The organism is Streptomyces sp. NPDC048389, from assembly GCF_040706335.1.
Taxonomy (GTDB): domain Bacteria; phylum Actinomycetota; class Actinomycetes; order Streptomycetales; family Streptomycetaceae; genus Streptomyces.
Genome location: NZ_JBEZKP010000001.1, coordinates 281,395 through 299,282, shown reverse-complemented (window position 1 = coordinate 299,282; position 17,888 = coordinate 281,395). Strand labels below are relative to the sequence as shown.

Annotated in this window: 15 protein-coding genes; 8 read left to right on the top strand and 7 right to left on the bottom strand. The window is 71.3% G+C overall.

Going from position 1 to position 17,888, the window contains the following annotated elements:
• Nucleotides 1-83: 83 nt before the first annotated feature.
• The 5 genes from AB0903_RS01370 to pdhA form a co-directional block, all read right to left on the bottom strand.
• Nucleotides 84-1,412, bottom strand: coding sequence for an MFS transporter (locus AB0903_RS01370; RefSeq protein ID WP_366697749.1), 1,329 nt, complete (start codon nt 1,410-1,412; stop codon nt 84-86).
• Complete coding sequence (locus AB0903_RS01365) at nt 1,409-2,062, bottom strand: GntR family transcriptional regulator (RefSeq protein ID WP_366697747.1); 654 nt, start codon at nt 2,060-2,062, stop codon at nt 1,409-1,411. Before AB0903_RS01365 ends, AB0903_RS01370 begins: the two co-directional genes overlap by 4 nt.
• A 398-nt stretch (nt 2,063-2,460) precedes the next feature.
• Nucleotides 2,461-3,879, bottom strand: coding sequence for a dihydrolipoamide acetyltransferase family protein (locus AB0903_RS01360; protein ID WP_366697745.1), 1,419 nt, complete (start codon nt 3,877-3,879; stop codon nt 2,461-2,463).
• Between the two features lie 14 nt (nt 3,880-3,893).
• Complete coding sequence (locus AB0903_RS01355; RefSeq protein WP_366697743.1) at nt 3,894-4,874, bottom strand: alpha-ketoacid dehydrogenase subunit beta; 981 nt, start codon at nt 4,872-4,874, stop codon at nt 3,894-3,896.
• Between the two features lie 3 nt (nt 4,875-4,877).
• Nucleotides 4,878-6,029, bottom strand: a complete 1,152-nt coding sequence (gene pdhA, locus AB0903_RS01350) for a pyruvate dehydrogenase (acetyl-transferring) E1 component subunit alpha (protein ID WP_366697741.1) — start codon at nt 6,027-6,029, stop codon at nt 4,878-4,880.
• A gap of 327 nt (nt 6,030-6,356) precedes the next feature.
• Here pdhA and AB0903_RS01345 point away from each other — a divergent pair, with 327 nt between their 5' ends.
• The 3 genes from AB0903_RS01345 to AB0903_RS01335 all read left to right on the top strand — a co-directional run bounded on the left by AB0903_RS01345 (nt 6,357) and on the right by AB0903_RS01335 (nt 8,821).
• Nucleotides 6,357-7,013 carry a response regulator transcription factor gene (locus tag AB0903_RS01345; protein WP_366697739.1) on the top strand — a complete coding sequence of 219 codons (657 nt, stop codon included), beginning with the start codon at nt 6,357-6,359 and terminating at the stop codon, nt 7,011-7,013.
• Between the two features lie 472 nt (nt 7,014-7,485).
• Nucleotides 7,486-7,803, top strand: a complete 318-nt coding sequence (locus AB0903_RS01340) for a hypothetical protein (RefSeq protein ID WP_366697737.1) — start codon at nt 7,486-7,488, stop codon at nt 7,801-7,803.
• Nucleotides 7,804-7,813: 10 nt separating this feature from the next.
• Complete coding sequence (locus AB0903_RS01335; RefSeq protein ID WP_366697735.1) at nt 7,814-8,821, top strand: phosphotransferase; 1,008 nt, start codon at nt 7,814-7,816, stop codon at nt 8,819-8,821.
• A gap of 40 nt (nt 8,822-8,861) precedes the next feature.
• Here the strand turns inward: AB0903_RS01335 and AB0903_RS01330 are convergent, their stop codons facing one another.
• Nucleotides 8,862-10,418, bottom strand: coding sequence for a protein kinase (locus AB0903_RS01330; protein WP_366697733.1), 1,557 nt, complete (start codon nt 10,416-10,418; stop codon nt 8,862-8,864).
• A gap of 372 nt (nt 10,419-10,790) precedes the next feature.
• Here AB0903_RS01330 and AB0903_RS01325 point away from each other — a divergent pair, with 372 nt between their 5' ends.
• Nucleotides 10,791-12,428, top strand: coding sequence for a protein kinase (locus AB0903_RS01325; RefSeq protein WP_366697731.1), 1,638 nt, complete (start codon nt 10,791-10,793; stop codon nt 12,426-12,428).
• Between the two features lie 176 nt (nt 12,429-12,604).
• Here AB0903_RS01325 and AB0903_RS01320 read toward each other — a convergent pair whose 3' ends face one another.
• Nucleotides 12,605-12,973 carry a hypothetical protein gene (locus AB0903_RS01320; protein WP_366697729.1) on the bottom strand — a complete coding sequence of 123 codons (369 nt, stop codon included), beginning with the start codon at nt 12,971-12,973 and terminating at the stop codon, nt 12,605-12,607.
• Between AB0903_RS01320 and AB0903_RS01315 the strand changes: the two genes are divergently transcribed.
• The 4 genes from AB0903_RS01315 (at nt 12,966) to AB0903_RS01300 (ending at nt 17,744) form a co-directional block, all read left to right on the top strand.
• The gene (locus AB0903_RS01315; RefSeq protein ID WP_366697727.1) at nt 12,966-13,199 is read left to right on the top strand and encodes a hypothetical protein; all 234 of its coding nucleotides are present in this window, start codon (nt 12,966-12,968) and stop codon (nt 13,197-13,199) included. The two genes, AB0903_RS01320 and AB0903_RS01315, sit on opposite strands and share 8 nt — an antisense overlap.
• A gap of 84 nt (nt 13,200-13,283) precedes the next feature.
• Nucleotides 13,284-13,928, top strand: a complete 645-nt coding sequence (locus AB0903_RS01310) for a PadR family transcriptional regulator (RefSeq protein ID WP_366697725.1) — start codon at nt 13,284-13,286, stop codon at nt 13,926-13,928.
• A gap of 193 nt (nt 13,929-14,121) precedes the next feature.
• Nucleotides 14,122-14,883: an ABC transporter ATP-binding protein gene (locus AB0903_RS01305; RefSeq protein ID WP_366697723.1), complete on the top strand. Its 762-nt coding sequence runs from the start codon at nt 14,122-14,124 to the stop codon at nt 14,881-14,883.
• Nucleotides 14,880-17,744: an ABC transporter permease gene (locus AB0903_RS01300; RefSeq protein ID WP_366697721.1), complete on the top strand. Its 2,865-nt coding sequence runs from the start codon at nt 14,880-14,882 to the stop codon at nt 17,742-17,744. The genes AB0903_RS01305 and AB0903_RS01300 overlap by 4 nt, the downstream gene beginning before the upstream one ends.
• Nucleotides 17,745-17,888 lie beyond the last annotated feature (144 nt).

Below are 17,888 nucleotides of genomic sequence, written 5' to 3'. Positions count from 1 at the left end.
CTGCCGTACACAAGCCGCTCCGCCTCCTGCTCGGCCTGCTCGCCGTGTCCGCATACGCACGCCGTCACGCCGGAATGCGGTCGTCACACCGGGACGTGCACCGCCTCGACACGGCTGGCCACCAGCCGTTCGCGCTCACGCCGCGCCGTCCGCCCGCGCAGCCGCAGGATCTGGGCGACCCCGAGCGCCTCCAGCACGAACACCGACGAGAAGGCGATCCGGTAGTCGCCACCGGTCGCGTCCAGCAGCAGTCCCACTGCCAGCAACGTTGTCATCGAGGCGATGAACCCGCCCATGTTGACGATTCCGGACGCCGTTCCCTGGCGCTCCGGCGGGTTGGCCGGCCGGGCGAAATCGAACCCGATCATCGACGCGGGCCCGCAGGCGCCGAGCACCGCGCAGAGTGTGATCAGCAGCCACATGGGAGCGGGGCCGCCCGGGTAGGCAATGGTGGTCGCCCATAGGGTCGCCGTGGCGCCGACCGTGCCGAGCGCCAGAGGAACCCGTGCCGCATGGTGCCGGGCTATGACCTGCCCGTACACCAGACCCACAAGCATGTTGGAGAGCACCACCAGCGTCAGCAGGCCGCCCGCGCCCTCGCGGGACAGCCCCTGGGCCTCCACCAGGAACGGCATGCCCCACAGCAGGAGGAACACCATGCCGGGGAACTGGGTCGTGAAATGAACCCACATGCCGAGCCGGGTGCCGGGCTCTCGCCACGACTCGGCGATCTGCCTCCGCACGAAGGCGGGGCCCGCGTGCGTTGCGGGCAGTGGGGTCTCCCTGCCGAAGGCAGGGGAAGGCTCATGGCCCTCGGGGTGGTCGGAGAGGAAGAGCAAGAGCAGTACCAGTACCAGCACCCCGGCCACCGCGCTTCCCGCGAAGGTGGCCGTCCAGCCCATGCCGTGCAGCATGCGGGCGATGACGAGGGTCGAGACGAGGTTGCCCGCCATGCCGAACAGCGCGGCGACCTGTCCGATGAGCGGTCCCCGCCGGGCGGGGAACCAGCGGGAGCCGAGCCGCAGCACGCTGATGAAGGTCATCGCGTCGCCGCAGCCGAGCAGCGCGCGGGCCGCGAGTGCCGTTCCGTACGAGGGCGAGAGCGCGAAGCCGAGCTGGCCGACGGTGAAGAGCACCACGCCGATGGTGAGCACCTTCTTGGTGCCCAGCCGGTCGACCATGAGGCCGACGGGTATCTGCATGCCCGCGTAGACGAGCAGTTGCAGGATGGAGAAGGCGGACAGGGCGGAGGCGTTGACGCCGAAGCGGTCGGCGGCGTCGAGTCCGGCGACACCGAGGCTGGTGCGGAAGATGACCGCGACGAAGTAGACGGCCACGCCGATGCCCCACACCGCGGCGGCTCGACGGCCGCCGGGTGGATCGCCGGGCAGGGACGGCGGGGTCGCGCTCACCGGCCCGCGCCCCGGACGAGCACTTCGACCCGGCCGAGGTGGCCGCGCACACAGCCGGCCGCGCCCTCCGCGTCGCCCGCCCTGATCCGGTCCAGGATCTCGGCGTGCTCCTCGTAGTTGCGTGAGACCCGGTCGGGCAGGGCCTGCATCATCGCGACGCCCATCCGGAGCTGGCGGTCGCGGAGTTGGTCGTAGAGCTTGGACAGGATCTCGTTGCCGGCGTGCTTGACGATCTCGGCGTGGAAGCAGCGGTCGCTGACGGCGAAGGAGGCGAGGTCGCCGGCCTCCGCGTGACGCCGCTGCTCGGCCAGCAGCTCCTCCAGGCGCGCGACGAGAGCGGCGGGTGCCGGTACCGCCCTGCGGACCGCGAACTCCTCCACCAGCAGCCGGGTTTCGACCACGTCCCGGATCTCCTGTGCGGAGACGGCGAGGACCAGTGCGCCCTTCTTCGGGTAGAGCTTGATGAGCCCTTCCACCTCGAGCTTGAGCAGCGCTTCCCGCACGGGGGTGCGGGACACGCCCACTGCTTCGGCCAGTTCGCCTTCGGTGAGCAGCGTTCCGCCCTCGTAACGGCGGTCGAGGACGGCCTGCTTGATGTGGGTGTAGACGCGTTCTGCGGCAGGGGGTTGCTTCACGGCGGCGGCGGACATGCACACAGCATAGATACAACAGAGTTCAACCAGAAAGTCGCGTCCGTGATGCGGACGCGGCGAGGGCCTGGTGTCGACGGCCTGCCGGTGACGACCCGGCTCCGAGCGTGCGGGCCAGGGGCGCGGCCCGGGCGGTGCCTCCCGCCGCTCCCTGTCCGCGACGGCCCGCTCGCGCCACCGCCCCACGCGGAAACCGGGCGACCCCGGCCATGCCGACTCCCGTACGGACGGCGGAAGCCAACCCGGTGGAGCCGGCCCGGTGGAGCCGCCCTCGGGCGGATCACGCAACAGGACAATTCCGGCAGGGACTTGGCGGGGCGCCGGAGGCAGGAACGCAAACACCCGGCCGAGCAAGCCGCCCGGCCGGGTGTTTCACGTGGAACAGGACCTCAGGGCCGTCACGCCCAGGTGATGAGCCGCTTCGGGTTCTCCAGGATCGCCGCGATGTCCGCGAGGACCTTGGAGCCGAGCTCGCCGTCGACCAGACGGTGGTCGAAGGAGAGCGCCAGCGTGGTGACCTGGCGGGGCTTGACCTTGCCCTTGTGGACCCACGGCTGGAGCTTGATCGCACCGACCGCGAGGATGGCCGACTCGCCGGGGTTCAGGATCGGCGTGCCGGTGTCGACACCGAAGACGCCGACATTGGTGATGGTCACCGTGCCGCCCTGCATCGCCGCCGGGGTCGTCTTCCCCTCGCGCGCCGTCGCGACCAGCTCGCCCAGGGACTCGGCCAGCTGCGGCAGGGTCTTGTCGTGCGCGTCCTTGATGTTCGGGACGATCAGACCGCGGGGCGTGGCCGCCGCGATGCCCAGGTTGACGTAGTGCTTCTGCACGATCTCCTGGTTGGCCTCGTCCCAGGCCGCGTTGACGCCCGGGTTCCGCTTGATCGCGACCAGCAGGGCCTTGGCGATGATCAGCAACGGGTTGACCCGGAGCCCGGCCATGTCCTTGTCGGCCTTGAGCTCCTCGACGAGCTTCATGGTGCGCGTCACGTCGAACGTCACGAACTCCGTGACGTGTGGCGCGGTGAACGCGCTGCCGACCATCGCGGCCGCGGTCGCCTTCCGTACGCCCTTGATCGGCACACGGGTTTCGCGCGTACCGGCCGCGGGGGGCGCGGGAGCGGTCTCGACCGGGGCCGGCTCCGGGGTGACGGCGGCCGGGGCGGGCGCGGGCTCGGCCGCCGCGTGGACGTCCTCGCGGGTGATGATGCCGTCGGGGCCGGTCGGGGTCACCGTCGCCAGGTCGATGCCGAGGTCCTTGGCGAGCTTGCGCACCGGGGGCTTGGCGAGCGGACGCGGCGCCGTCTGCGCGCCGTGGCCGTTCATCTCCGCCTGGACCGCGGCGGCGGCCTCGGTCTGCTCGGGAGCGCCGGTCTGCTTGCGCGCCCTGCGCTTGGTGGAGGACTCCGCGACGCCGTATCCGACGAGGACGGGCTGCCGGCCCTTCGGCCGGTCCTCCTCCGCGGCGTCGGCGGCGGCCTCCGCCACGGGGGACGCCTCGGTCTGCGCGGCGGGAACGGCCGCGGCCTGAGCGGGCGCCGCCTCACCGCTGCCCGGTGCCACGTCGACCGTGATGATCGAGGTGCCGACGTCGACGGTGGTGCCCTCGGCGAAGCGCAGCTCGTGCACCACGCCGTCGTACGGGATCGGCAGCTCGACGGCCGCCTTCGCCGTCTCGACCTCGCACACGACCTGGCCGTCGGTGACGGTGTCGCCCGGCTGGACGTACCACTTGAGGATCTCGGCCTCGGTGAGTCCCTCGCCCACATCGGGCATCTTGAACTCGCGGAAGCGGAGGGAAGTGTCTTGCGTCATGGTCAGGGCACTCCTCAGTACGCGAGCGAGCGGTCGACGGCGTCCAGCACCCGGTCCAGACCCGGAAGGTACTCCTCCTCGAGCCGGGCCGGCGGGTACGGGGCGTGGAAACCGCCGACCCTCAGCACCGGGGCCTCCAGGTGGTAGAAGCACCGCTCGGTGATACGAGCGGCGATCTCCGCACCGGAGCCGTAGAAGACGGGCGCCTCGTGGACCACGACCAGCCGCCCGGTCTTCTCCACGGACGTCTGGACGGCGTCGAAGTCGATCGGGGACATCGAGCGCAGGTCGATGACCTCCACCGACTTGCCCTCCTCGGCCGCGGCGGCGGCCGCCTCGAGGCAGACCTTCACCATCGGACCGTAGGCGGCCAGCGTGATGTCGGAGCCGGCCTGGGCGACGCGAGCGGCGTGCAGCGGGTCCGGGATGGCCTCGGTGTCGACCTCGCCCTTGTCCCAGTAGCGGCGCTTGGGCTCGAAGAAGATCACCGGGTCGTCGCTCTGGATCGCCTGCTGGAGCATCCAGTATCCGTCGGAGGAGTTCGACGGGGAGACCACCTTGAGGCCGGCGACGTGCGCGAAGAGCGCTTCCGGGGACTCCGAGTGGTGCTCGACCGCGCCGATGCCGCCGCCGTAGGGGATGCGGATGACGACCGGCAGCTTGATCTTGCCGAGCGCACGGGCGTGCATCTTGGCGAGCTGGGTGACGATCTGGTCGTACGCGGGGAAGACGAAGCCGTCGAACTGGATCTCGACCACGGGGCGGTAGCCGCGCAGGGCCAGACCGATCGCGGTGCCGACGATGCCGGACTCGGCGAGCGGGGTGTCGATGACGCGGTCCTCGCCGAAGTCCTTCTGCAGACCGTCGGTGATACGGAAGACGCCGCCGAGCTTGCCGACGTCCTCACCCATGATCAGGACCTTGGGGTCGGTCTCGAGGGCCTTGCGGAGCGACTCGTTGAGCGCCTTCGCGAGGGGAAGCTTCTGCACAGCCATGGCTTACTTGCCCTCCTCGGCGAACGATGCCTGGTACGCGGCGAACTGGGCGCGCTCCTCGTCGACGAGCGTGTGCCCGTCCGCGTAGACGTGTTCGAACATCGCCATGTCCTCGGGGTCGGGCATGGCCCGGACCGCCTCGCGCACCCGCTTGGCGAGCGTGTCGCTCTCCTCGTCGAGCGAGCTGAAGAACGCCTCGTCGGCGTGGCCCTGGGCCTCGAGGTAGGTACGCAGCCGCAGGATCGGGTCCTTGGCCTCCCAGGCCGCCCGCTCGTCGTCGTGCCGGTACTTGCTGGGGTCGTCGGACGTGGTGTGCGCGCCCATCCGGTACGTGAACGCCTCGACGAGCGTCGGGCCCTCGCCGCGGCGGGCCCGCTCCAGGGCGGAGCGGGTCACGGCCAGACAGGCCAGCACGTCGTTGCCGTCGACCCGGACGCCGGGGAAGCCGTAGCCCTGCGCGCGCTGGTAGAGCGGTACGCGGGTCTGCTTCTCGGTCGGCTCGGAGATCGCCCACTGGTTGTTCTGGCAGAAGAACACGACCGGGGCGTTGTAGACCGCGGAGAACGTGAACGACTCGGCGACGTCGCCCTGGCTCGAGGCACCGTCACCGAAGTACGCGATCACGGCCGAGTCGGCACCGTCCTTGGCGACGCCCATGGCGTAGCCGGTGGCGTGCAGCGTCTGCGAGCCGATGACGATCGTGTACAGGTGGAAGTTGTTGGTGGTCGGGTCCCAGCCACCGTGGTTCACCCCCCGGAACATGCCCAGCAGGTTCGTCGGGTCGACCCCGCGGCACCAGGCGACGCCGTGCTCGCGGTAGGTCGGGAAGACGTAGTCGTCGTCGCGCAGGGCGCGGCCGGAGCCGATCTGGGCGGCCTCCTGGCCCAGCAGCGACGCCCACAGACCCAGCTCTCCCTGGCGCTGCAGGGCGGTGGCCTCGGCGTCGAAGCGGCGGGTCAGGACCATGTCCCGGTACAGCGCGCGCAGCTCGTCGGCGGTCAGGTCGATGTCGTACTCGGGATGCTGGACGCGTTCGCCCTCGGGCGTCAGCAGCTGTACGAGCTGGGGCTCGGAACTCTGCGGCTTCTTGGCGGCGCTGGCGCGCTTACTGGCGCGTCGCGGTTTACGCGCGGCAGCAGTGCTCTCCACGGTCACGTGCGTGCTCCTCCGTCGGTCCGGCCCCCGGGGTCCGCCGGAAAGCCAGTGCGGCTCGCCCGCGTCCCGGCCCGCGCACGGGGTGTGTGCGGCAAGGCCGGAGGTCGGGCGTGACAGGTGTCCCGGCGAACGTCCTGTCACAGGCACGTTACCCAGTGGGCAGCATTACTGCGAAACCCCATTTGACCTGCGATTTTGCTTGGATTTCCAAGTAAATCGAGAAATAGGGGAACAACCACTGGTCACAGCCCTGCAGGCCGCCGGAACACGGGCACGGTATACCGGCCACCCCCGGCACGGGAAGACTCAATATGTGAGACGGCCTTTGTGCACGAATCAGGAAAAATCAAGGTATTCCTGCTCGACGGCCATGAAGTCGTCCGGCGCGGCGTTCATGAACTTCTCGCGGCGGAGCCCGGCATCGAGGTGGTCGGCGAGGCCGGCACCGCGGAAGACGCCCTGGTCAGAATCCCTGCGACCGACCCCGATGTCGCCGTGCGGCTGCCGGACGGCAGCGGCGTCGAGGTGTGCCGCGAGGTCCGTTCGCGCAACGAGAACATCAAGTGCCTGATGCTCACGTCGTTCCCCGACGACGAGGCCCTTTTCGACGCGATCATGGCCGGGGCCTCGGGATACGTGCTGAAGGCCATCCGCGGCAACGAACTGCTGGCCGCGGTGCGCGACGTCGCGGCCGGAAAGTCGCTGCTCGACCCGGTGGCCACCGCCCGGGTGCTGGAGCGGCTGCGGGACGGGGGCAGGCCGGTCGGTGACGCCCGCCTGGCGAACCTCACGGACCAGGAGCGCTGGATCCTGGACCTGATCGGCGAGGGGCTCACCAACCGCGCCATCGGTGAGCGGCTCCATCTGGCCGGGAAGACCATCAAGAACTACGTCTCCGGCCTGCTGTCCAAGCTGGGCATGGAGCGGCGCGCGCAGGCGGCCGCGTTCGTGGCGAGGACGCAGGCGGAGCGCCAGCACCTCTGAGCACCCGGATCCGGGGAGAAAACGGTGCCGGCGGCGGGTGGCCTTTCGGGGCTGAGGCCGGACGGGCGTCGACCGGGCGATCGAGGCCGGTGAGGGGCCTCGTGGACGCCGCCGGAGCCGATGACGGCCTCCAACGACTCCGGGGCCGGCGATGGCCCCTCCAACAACGCCGGGTCCGGTGATGGCTCCAACGACGCCGGGTCCGGTGATCGACTTCGTCAGCAGGCCGCGGCGCGGGTCCTCACTCGTTCGGGCTAACGGCGTCACGGCCCGTTCCGGGACCTTGGTCCCGTCGACCGGGGGCCGGTGCCCCTACACGAAGGAGTCGTCGGTCACGCAGGGTGGAGTTCATGCCCTCAGAGGAACTCCACGCCGTCGAACTGCTGGGACGCGTGCCCTACGGTCGACTGGCAGGCAGCATCCGCGCCCTGCCCTTCCTGGCCCCGCCCGCCACATCGTGACGGACGGGCGGGTGCTGCTGCGTCCGCACGCGGCCTTCGACCACCAGGGCGCATGGTGCGGCAGCGTGGTGGCGTACGGCGCGGACAACCTCGGCTCGGCGGCGTCGGAGCTGTGGGCGGTGCAGTTCACCGGCACCGCGGAGACGGTCCGGCCGACGGACGAGGAGCTGGAGCGTCTCGGGCCGTGCCCGCGGCGGATCGACGACCGGGATTTCCGGCCCGCCCACCTGCGAATCGAGCCGTGCTTCGTCACCGTGCACACCATGGACGGGAGCCCGGGAGGAGCCGCAGTGGTGGGTGCAGTCGGAGCGATACATTCCGTGATCTAACATCTGGCGGGTGCCGCGCTCATCTGATACCGCTCCGCCCCTCACCGCGCTGCTGCGCCGCTACGAGAACCCGGGCGAACCCCTCTCCTGCAAACCCGTCGCCCAGGGACTCCTCAACCGCGGCTACCGCCTCTCGACCACCCGTGGCGCGTACTTCCTCAAGCACCACCTCGACGGCGACCACGAGGCCATCACCCGCCAGCACCGGGCGACCAGGCGGCTCCAGGCGCTCGACGTGCCCGTCGCCCCGCCGCTGGAGGACGGCGACGGCGCCACGGTCGCCGTGATCGGCGGCCACTGCTACGCGCTGCACCCGTGGGTCGAGGGCCGCCACCGGACCGGCGCCCAGCTCAGCACGGCCCAGTCGCGGCGGCTCGGATCGCTCCTCGGCCTCGTCCACACCTGCCTGGCCCAGGTCATGGACACCGGCGCGGACGGCCCCGCAGAGCACGGCAGCGCCGACCCCGACGAGACGTTCGGCCTCATCGAAGAACTGCTGGAACTGGCCCGGTCCGCGCGGCCGCGCGACTCCTTCGACACTCTCGCCGAACACCGCCTGCTGCAGCGGCGCGCGCTGCTCGAACGCCATGCCGGCCGCAGGCCGCCGCCGGGCGGTGCGGGCGGCTGGGTGCACGGTGACTTCCACCCGCTGAACCTGCTCTACCGGGGGGCAGAGCCGGCCGCGATCGTCGACTGGGACCGGCTGGGGGTCCAACCGAGGGCGGAGGAGGCGGTGCGGGCGGCGGCGATCTTCTTCGTCACGCCCGACGGCCGGCTGGAGCTCACGAAGGCGCGGGCGTACGCGCGGGCCTACCGCCGGGCGGCGGGCGCCGACGCGGACGAACTGCGGGCGGCCGTCCACCGGGTGTGGTGGGAGCGGCTCAACGACTTCTGGATACTGCGCTGGCGCTACCGGCTGCATGACCGAAGGGCCGACCCGCAGTTCCCTGCGGCGTCGGCCCTGGCGGTCTGGTGGACGAAGAACTACGAGGCGGTGTGCGAGGCGTTCGCCGGGTGAGGCGTACAGCGGCTTCCCGCGGCTGCGATGCGCGCCGGCCTCACTCGTCGCCGGGTTCCCCGCCCGTATCGCCCGTCGGACCGCCGGTCGGGACTCCCCCGGTCGGGTCGCCCCCGGTCGGGTCGCCCGTCGGGTCCTCGCTCTGGCCGTCCGTCGGGTCGCCCGTCGGGTCGCCCGTGGGGCCCGTCGCCGTCGGGTCGTCGGACGGCGTCTGCGGCGCGCTCGGGGTGAACGACGGCTGGTCCGACGGGGTCCAGCTCGGCCACTGGTTGCCGCCGGTGGACGTGTCCGGCTCCTCGGACGGCTCGCTCTCCTCGTCCGTGGGCGTCGGGGTCGTCTCCGGCGTCGTGCTCGGCGAGTCCGAGACCGTCTTGCCGTCGCCCGGGGCGTTGCCGCCGGGGTCGCCGGCCTTGTTGAGAGCGAACGCGATGCCCGCGACGACCGCGACCACGGCGAGTGCGGCGAGCAGCCACACCTTGCTCCGCCCGCCCCTGCCGTTCCCGTGCGGCCCGCCTCCGTAACCGCCGTCATAGCCGCCGTCGTTCGGGTTCATCGGCGGGAGGATCGGGCCCTGCGAGGTCTCATTGTGCCCGGAGTGCGCGACGGTCGGGCCGGCCATGCCCCTCGTCGGAGAGGTGCCGTCCTCGTACAGATGCACCGGGCCGGTGTTCCAGCCGCCGTTGTGGCTGCCCTGCTGCTGCAGCATCTGCAGCGCGTACTGGATCAGGCCGCGCATCTCCTCCGCGCTCTGAAACCGGTCGTCCGGGTCCTTCGCGAGCGAGCGCATGACCAGACCGTCGAGCTCCGGCGGCACGCCGTCCGAGACCTCGGACGGCGGCAGGGGGATGTCCTGCACATGCTGGTAGACGACGGACAGCGGCGTCTCACCGGTGAACGGCGGCCGCAGGGCGAGCAGTTCGTACAGCAGGCAGCCCGTCGCGTACAGGTCGGACCGGTGGTCGACGGCCTTGCCGAGGGCCTGCTCGGGAGACAGGTACTGCGGCGTGCCCATGACCATGCCGGTCTGGGTCATCGTCGACTGGGCGCCGTGCAGGGCGCGCGCGATGCCGAAGTCCATCACCTTGACCGCGCCGGAGTGCGTGATGATGACGTTGGCGGGCTTGATGTCGCGGTGCACGATGCCGTGCTGGTGCGAGTACGCGAGTGCCTCGAGGACGCCGGAGACGATGATCAGGGCCTGCTCGGGCGGCGGTGCCTCCGCGTTGAGGAGCAGATCGCGGATCGTGCGCCCCTCGACGAGTTCCATCACGATGTAGGGGACGGTCCGGCTGCCGACGACGTCCTCGCCGGAGTCGTAGACCGCCACCACCGCATGGTGGTTGAGGCCCGCGACCGACTGGGCCTCGCGCGTGAAGCGGGCCTTGGAGACCGGGTCCTCCGCGAGATCGGCGCGCAGCAGCTTGACGGCGACGGTACGGCCGAGCCGTACGTCCTCCGCCGCGAACACCTCCGCCATTCCGCCGCGGCCGAGACGGTGCGTCAGGCGGTAGCGGCCGTCGCCGACCAGTCCGCCGACACCCCAGGCGTCCGCAGAATCCGGCACTCCGCTGCCGTCTGCTCCGGGTTCGGGTGCCATCAGTCCTCGCCGTCGTATCTGTCCGCGCGCGTAGCGTGCTTGCGGGGGTGCCATTGCTCGTGGTGCTGTGCCACGTCACGCTACAGCCTTGGCGCGGCAGGCCGGGATCCGAGAGAGACCGGCCATCAAACCTTCTTCGCGGGGAGCGGCGCAAATTCCATCCGGTTCCTGTAACGCTTCCGAGACGCTTGTTGTGCGTACGGTCACGGAACGGGCTACCGGCTTGACGTGTCGGACCCCTGCGGCAGACTTGCCCCGTAATACGGGATCACGGTCCAGATTTCTCGGTGCCTCGAGACAAGGATCACCAAGCAGCAGGGAACCATCGCGGACCGGTCCGTCGGGCCACCGCGCCGAGGGGGATGCACAGTCATGAGCCAGGACGGCGCGCAGGGCCGCTATGCGGGTGGGTCCGTGGCGGGCGGCCGGTATCAGCTTCGCGATCTGCTCGGCGAAGGCGGAATGGCCTCCGTCTATCTGGCTTACGACTCGGCTCTCGACCGCCAGGTCGCCATCAAGACCCTCCATACGGAGTTGGGGCGCGAGCAGTCCTTCCGTGAGCGGTTCCGGCGCGAGGCGCAGGCCGTGGCCAAGCTCTCCCACACCAATATCGTGTCCGTCTTCGACACGGGTGAGGACGCTGTCACCTACAGCGGCTCCGCCGCGGGCGACGGCGGCGTGATGCCGTACATCGTCATGGAGTACGTGGAGGGCCAGCCGCTGGGCTCCGTGCTGGCGGCGGACATCCGGCAGTACGGCGCGATGCCCGCCGACAAGGCGCTCAAGGTCACCGCCGACGTGCTGGCCGCGCTGGAGACCAGCCACGAGATGGGCCTGGTCCACCGCGACATCAAGCCCGGCAACGTGATGATCACCAAGCGTGGCGTCGTCAAGGTGATGGACTTCGGCATCGCCCGCGCCATGCAGTCGGGCGTCACCTCGATGACGCAGACCGGCATGGTCGTCGGCACTCCGCAGTACCTGTCGCCCGAGCAGGCGCTGGGACGCGGCGTGGACGCCCGCTCCGACCTCTACTCGGTCGGCATCATGCTCTTCCAGCTGCTGACCGGACGGCTGCCGTTCGACGCGGACTCGCCGCTGGCGATCGCGTACGCGCACGTGCAGGAGGAGCCGGTCGCTCCGTCGAGCATCAACCGATCCGTCACCCCTGCGATGGACGCACTGGTGGCGCGGGCGCTGAAGAAGAACCCGAACGAGCGGTTTCCGAGCGCGGAAGCCATGCGCGACGAGTGCGCGCGGGTCGCGGGCGCCGGGCAGACGGGTGCTCCGGTGATCATCACCGGAGCACCGGCGAACAGCGGCGCCGGGGTCGGATCCGCCGTCTTCCCGCCGCTCGACCAGTCCGGCGCGGCACCGCAGAGCGGCCTCCAGACGCCGTACCAGCCCGGCCCGTACGGGCCGCCCACGCCGGCCCCGGCGCCCGCGCCCGTGCCGCACTACGGCTACCCGACGCCGGCCCCGGCGTACCAGTCGCCGGCTCCGGCGGGCGCCTCCGCACCGCCGTACACGATCTCGCCCCAGCAGCCGCCCGCGGGCGGCAACGGCGGGGGTAAGCGGAACATGCCGGTGATCGTGGCCGCGATCGCGGTGGCGGTGCTGGCCATCGGCGGCCTGATCACGGCGATCGCGCTGAACGGGAAGGACGACCCGGGCACGGAGGCCGGCGCCGACCCGACGGCGAGCGAGTCGGAGAAGGCGGGCTACAAGGGGCCGGAGCGCGAGCGGACCATGAAGACCACCGAGTGCTCGGACGCGCGCGAGAGTTACAACGACCCGTCGAAGGTCGACGCGCCGAACTTCGCCTACAAGGACATCCTCTCCGTCAAAGCCTGCATCCAGGCCGCCGGCTGGAAGATCAACGAGAAGGAGACGCCGAACGCCCAGTGGGGCGACGGCATCGTGATCTCGCAGTTCCCGCTCGCCGGCTCAGAGGTCGATCCGGAGAACGCCAACTTCACCATCGAGGTCTCCAACGGCTATCCGGAGTAGCCGCGCCTGAGCCCCTCGACGGCGTCGCTCGCCGCGAACGGCCCGGTCCACGCCCCGCGTGCCGGGCCTTCGTGCTGTGCCCGGCTTCCCGGCCGACCGTCCGGGATGCCGGAGACACCCCGCCATGTGACCCTGAGTCCGATATGTCGGCAGCGACACCTCGGCACGGGGAGGGGTCATCCGGTGACTCCAGGACTGCACACGCGAAGCGCGATCACCGCCGCCTCGCTTCTGCTGCTGGCGGCCGCACCGGTCGCCCACGCCGAGGAGCCCGAGGCCCCTGCCCCGGAGAAGTCCCCGAAGCCGACGGTCTCGGCCTCGCTCGCGGGACGCCAGGCCGGTGAGGGACGCCCGCGTCCCGGCCGCCAGGTGACGCCCTCACCGAGTGCGAGCACCACTTCGCCGGCGACACCTTCGCGTACACCGGCCGCGGCGACATCGCCGGGGGCGAGCTCCACGCCGTCGAAGTCCCCGCGGCCTGCTTCGCCGCCCGGGCCGGCCGAGGGGGAGCCGCCGACCCGCACCCGAGAGCCTTCCGTGGACACCCTCCCTCAGGAGGACGGGCCATCGGAGTCGGAGGCGCCCGCCGACGCCTGGGTGGCGCCGACGCCGACGCCGCACCGGAGCGAGGCCGCCGCCGCCCGCCACCAGGCACCACCAGGGGCGCCCGTGCCCGTCGGCCAGGAGATCTCGCCGCTGTCGCTGGGTGTCGGGATGGCTCTGATGGGCCTCGGCATCGGCTTTCTCGGCGTGCGGCTGCGGCGCCGCTGAGCGCCACGTCCATCTCAAGGCGGACGACCGGCCTCCCTCCAACGACGGTTGCCGGCCCCGGCATACTCGGTATACATACTGAGTATGTCCATTCGCCACGGGCTCCTCGCCCTGCTCGAACACGGCCCCCGCTACGGGTCCCAGCTCCGCTCGGAGTTCGAATCCCGCACAGGCGCCACCTGGCCCCTGAACGTGGGCCAGGTCTACACGACCCTCAATCGCCTCGAACGCGACGGCATGGTCGAGCAGAGCGGCGAGGACGAGGCGGGACACGCGCTCTACGTCATCACCGACGCGGGCCGCTCCGAGCTCCGCAGCTGGTTCGAGACCCCGGTCGACCGCAGCAGCCCACCCCGTGACGAACTGGCCATCAAGCTCGCGATGGCGGTCGGCGCCCCGGGGGTGGACATCCGCGCCGTCATCCAGTCCCAGCGCCACCACACCGTGAACGCGATGCAGGACTACACGCGCCTCAAGGCCCAGGCTCTCGCCGCCATCGAGAGCGGTGGCTCGCGGGAGCGGGACGACGTCGCCTGGCTGCTCGTGCTGGAACAGCTGATCTTCCAGACCGAGGCGGAGGCCCGCTGGCTCGACCACTGCGAGGTCCGGCTCATCAGGCTCTCGACCGCAGGCGCGGCCGGGCGTGGGGCCGGGCCTGCCATGCCTCCCGCCCCGGCCGTCCAGGCGCCTGCGTCCGCCGCAGGCCGGCGTCCCACGCGCGCCGACTAGACCCGCGGCCCTGGTCGCGCCGACCGGACCCACACCCCTGGAGCCGTCCCGGCAGGCTCCACCGCACTCACCGCCCGCACGTACCGGCCGGGCCGGCGGGCGACTCACCGATCCGCATCGGCCCGCCCGGCCGACCACTCAGCTCTCCGTACACCCGCTCGTGTGTACGCGTCCGTCCAAGGGGGACCCACCCGTGTCCGAACAGGTTTCACACCAGCCTCAGTCGTCACAACCACCCGTTCTGAAACTCCAGCAACTCACCCGTGTGCACGGCAGCGGTGCCACGGAGGTGCACGCCCTGCGCGGCATCGACCTCGACGTCTTCCCCGGCGAACTCGTCGCCGTCATGGGCCCGTCCGGCTCCGGCAAGTCCACGTTGCTCACCATCGCGGGCGGCCTCGACACCCCGACCTCCGGGCGGGTGATCGTCGAGAACACCGACATAACGACCGCCGACCGCAAAACGCTCGCCGCGCTGCGCCGACGCAGCATCGGCTACGTCTTCCAGGACTACAACCTCATCCCCGCTCTGACCGCGGCGGAGAACGTCGCCCTCCCGCGAGAGCTCGACGGTGTCTCCGCCCGCAAGGCCCGCGGCGAAGCCGTCGCCGCCCTCGAGGAGATGGACCTCGGCCACCTCTCCGACCGCTTCCCCGACGAGATGTCCGGTGGCCAGCAGCAGCGGGTCGCCATCGCCCGCGCCCTGGTGGGCGACCGCCGTCTCGTCCTCGCCGACGAGCCGACCGGTGCCCTGGACTCCGAGACCGGCGAGTCCGTCCTCGCCCTGCTGCGGTCGCGCTGCGACGCCGGCGCCGCGGGCATCCTCGTGACGCACGAGCCGCGCTTCGCCGCCTGGGCCGATCGCGTGGTGTTCCTGCGCGACGGCGCGGTCGTCGACCAGACCGTCCGCAGCCAGGCCGACTCGCTGCTCTCCGGCCAGGCGGCCGAACTGTGAAGACCTGGTACCACTCCTGGCGTGCCGCGATCCGGATCGCGCGTCGCGACGCCTGGCGCTCCAAGGGACGCAGCTTCCTCGTCCTGTCCATGATCGCCCTGCCCATCCTCGGAGTGAGCGCCGCGGACCTCACCGTGCGCAGTGCCGAACTCTCCACCGAGCAGAGCCTCGAACGTACCCTCGGCGCCGCCGACGGCAGGCTCTCCGACCCCGGTCTGGGCGGCGCGCCGCTCATGCAGTCGCCGGACGGCCGCAACTACAGCCCGGTCGGCGACCTCTCCGACGAGCCATGGCCGGAAGGGAAGACGGACGTCGCGAAGACCCTGCCGGCGGGCGCCAGGACACTGACGGACACGACCGGTTCCGCGAAGCTCCGTACCAGGCACGGTCTGCTGCACACCGAGATCCGTGAGCTGAAGGCCACCGACCCGATGGCCAAGGGCATCCTGGACGTCGTCGGCGGTCGGCTGCCGCAGAAGGCCGGCGAGGTGGCCGCGACGACCCACTTCCTCGAGAGCAGTGGCCTGAAGGTGGGCTCGGCGGTCACCGCGCGCGGCTTCGACCGTGAGTACCGCATCGTCGGCTCGTACGAGCTTCCGGACGCGCTGGACACGGACCAGATCAACGCCCTGCCGGGCTCGATGCTCGCGCCGCTCGACAAGGCGCTGCAGGCGGGCGGATTCTCCGACACCTCTTCCTCGAAGACGATCCTGGCGACGGTTCCCGGTGGTTTCACGTGGAACGTCGTCAAGGACATCAACACCAAGGGCGTGACGGTCGATTCGAGGGCCGTGGCGCTCGACCCGCCGGCCGACTCGGAGGTGCCGCTCTTCCAGGAAGAGGGGTGGGGCAACTACGAGGAGAGCACAGCCGCCAAGGCGGCCGCGCTCGCCGCGGTCGGCACCGTCGTCGGCCTCGCGATGCTGGAGATCTGTCTGCTCGCCGGCCCCGCCTTCGCGGTCGGTGCCCGTCGCTCGCGCCGCCAGCTCGGACTGGTCGGCGCCAACGGCGGCGACCGGCAGCACATCAGGGCCATCGTCCTCGGCGGCGGTCTGGTGATCGGTGTCGCCGCCGCGGTGGTGGGCACGGTCCTCGGCCTGGTCCTCACCTATCTGCTGCAGCCCGTGCTCGAGGGGTACATGGGCAAGCGCTTCGGTCACTTCGACGTACGGCCGCTGGAACTGTTCGGCATCGCCCTGCTCGCGGTGCTCACCGGTCTCCTGGCCGCGATCGTGCCGGCCATCACCTCGTCCCGGCAGACCGTCCTCGCCTCCCTCACCGGCCGTCGCGGGGTGCGCCGCAGCAGCCGGGTACTGCCGGTCATCGGCCTGATCGCGGTGACCCTCGGCGCGGCGATCGCGCTCTACGGATCGACGATGACGGACCAGTTCGCCGTCGTCGCGGGCGGCAGCGCCCTCGCCGAGCTGGGCGTGGTCGCACTGACTCCCGCTCTGGTGGGCCTGTTCGGCCGGATCGGACGCGTCCTGCCGCTCTCCCCGCGGCTCGCACTGCGCGACGCCGTCCGCAACCGGGGACGCACGGCTCCCGCAGTGGCCGCGGTGCTCGCCGCTGTCGCGGGCACGGTGGCCGTCGCCACCTACGCCGCGAGCAACGACGCCCAGGACAAGGCCGAGTACACGGCGCAGCTGCCCCACGGCGCCGTGTCCATGGTGATCCACGAGGGCGGCGGCCGGGACGTGCCCGCGGTACGCGACACCGTGCAGAAGCTGCTGCCCGTGGACGTACGGGCGGACGTCGACCGGGTCGTCGTCGGCAGGGCGAGCTGCTCGCGCTACGACAGCAAAGACGGCTGCGGCCGCTACGACGTCGTGGTGCCCAAGGCGAACGAGTGCCCACTGTGGGCCTGGGACCCCGCCAAACCGGACGAGGACCCGTCGGCGAAGTTCACCAAGGCCGAACGGCGCGAGCTGGCCGAGGACTGGCGGTGCCAGGAGGGTATGAGCGGCGGTGTCCACGCGGACGGCGGCCTGATGATCGGCGACGCGAAGCTGCTCAAGGTCCTCGGCATCGACGACCCGGCCGCCGAGAAGGCCCTCGCCTCGGGCGGGCTGGTGTCCTTCGACAAGCGCAACGTCAACGCCCGGGGCAAGGTCGACATCCGGATCGTCACCGACCCGGACGCCGCGGACCGGGCCTTCGAGAAGGGCGAGAAGATCCCCGGCGAGGTCAAGAGTTTCACCGCTCACCAGATGCCGGACACGGCGAAGTCGTACGGCCTGCCCATGCTGCTCTCGCCCTCCGCGGCCGAGGCGGCGGGCCTGACCACGGTGCCGCTCGGTGCGTACTACACGACCGACACGATGCCGAGCACCGAGCAGCGTCAGCGGCTCGACGGCGAGCTGGACAAGACGGGCACGGATGTCGAGGTGCACGTCGAGGAGGGGTACACCAGCGAGAACAGCATCATTCTGCTGGCGCTGACCGTCTTCGCCGGGCTGATCACCATCGGAGCCGCGGGAATCGCCACCGGACTCGCCCAGGCGGACGCGGAGGCCGACCTCAAGACGCTGGCCGCGGTCGGCGCCCCGCCGAGGGTCCGCAGGACCCTCAGTGGCTTCCAGTGCGGGGTGGTGGCCGCGATGGGGGTGGTCCTCGGCTCGGCGGCCGGCGTGCTGCCGGCGGTCGGACTGCGGCTCACGGAGAAGCGTCAGCAGATCGACTGGTACGAGAAGGCTCTCGACGAGGGCTGGGGCGGCACGGGGCCGGTGCCGTACGTGCCGATCGTCGTCCCCTGGTCGACGCTGGCCGCCCTGCTCGTGGCCGTCCCGGTGGGCGCCGCACTGCTCGCGGCCCTGGTCACCCGCTCCCGTGGGGCCCTCGCCCGGCGCGAGGCGACATGAGCCGGGGTGACGGGGCGGCATGAGCCGGGAGGTGGGGTCACCTCCGGGTGGCCTGGCGTGACATCGACGTCGCGGGCCCTGATCAGCGTTCCGCGGACGGTGACCGCATGCGGTGGAAGGTAACGGCGCGTGAAGTGCCGCCGT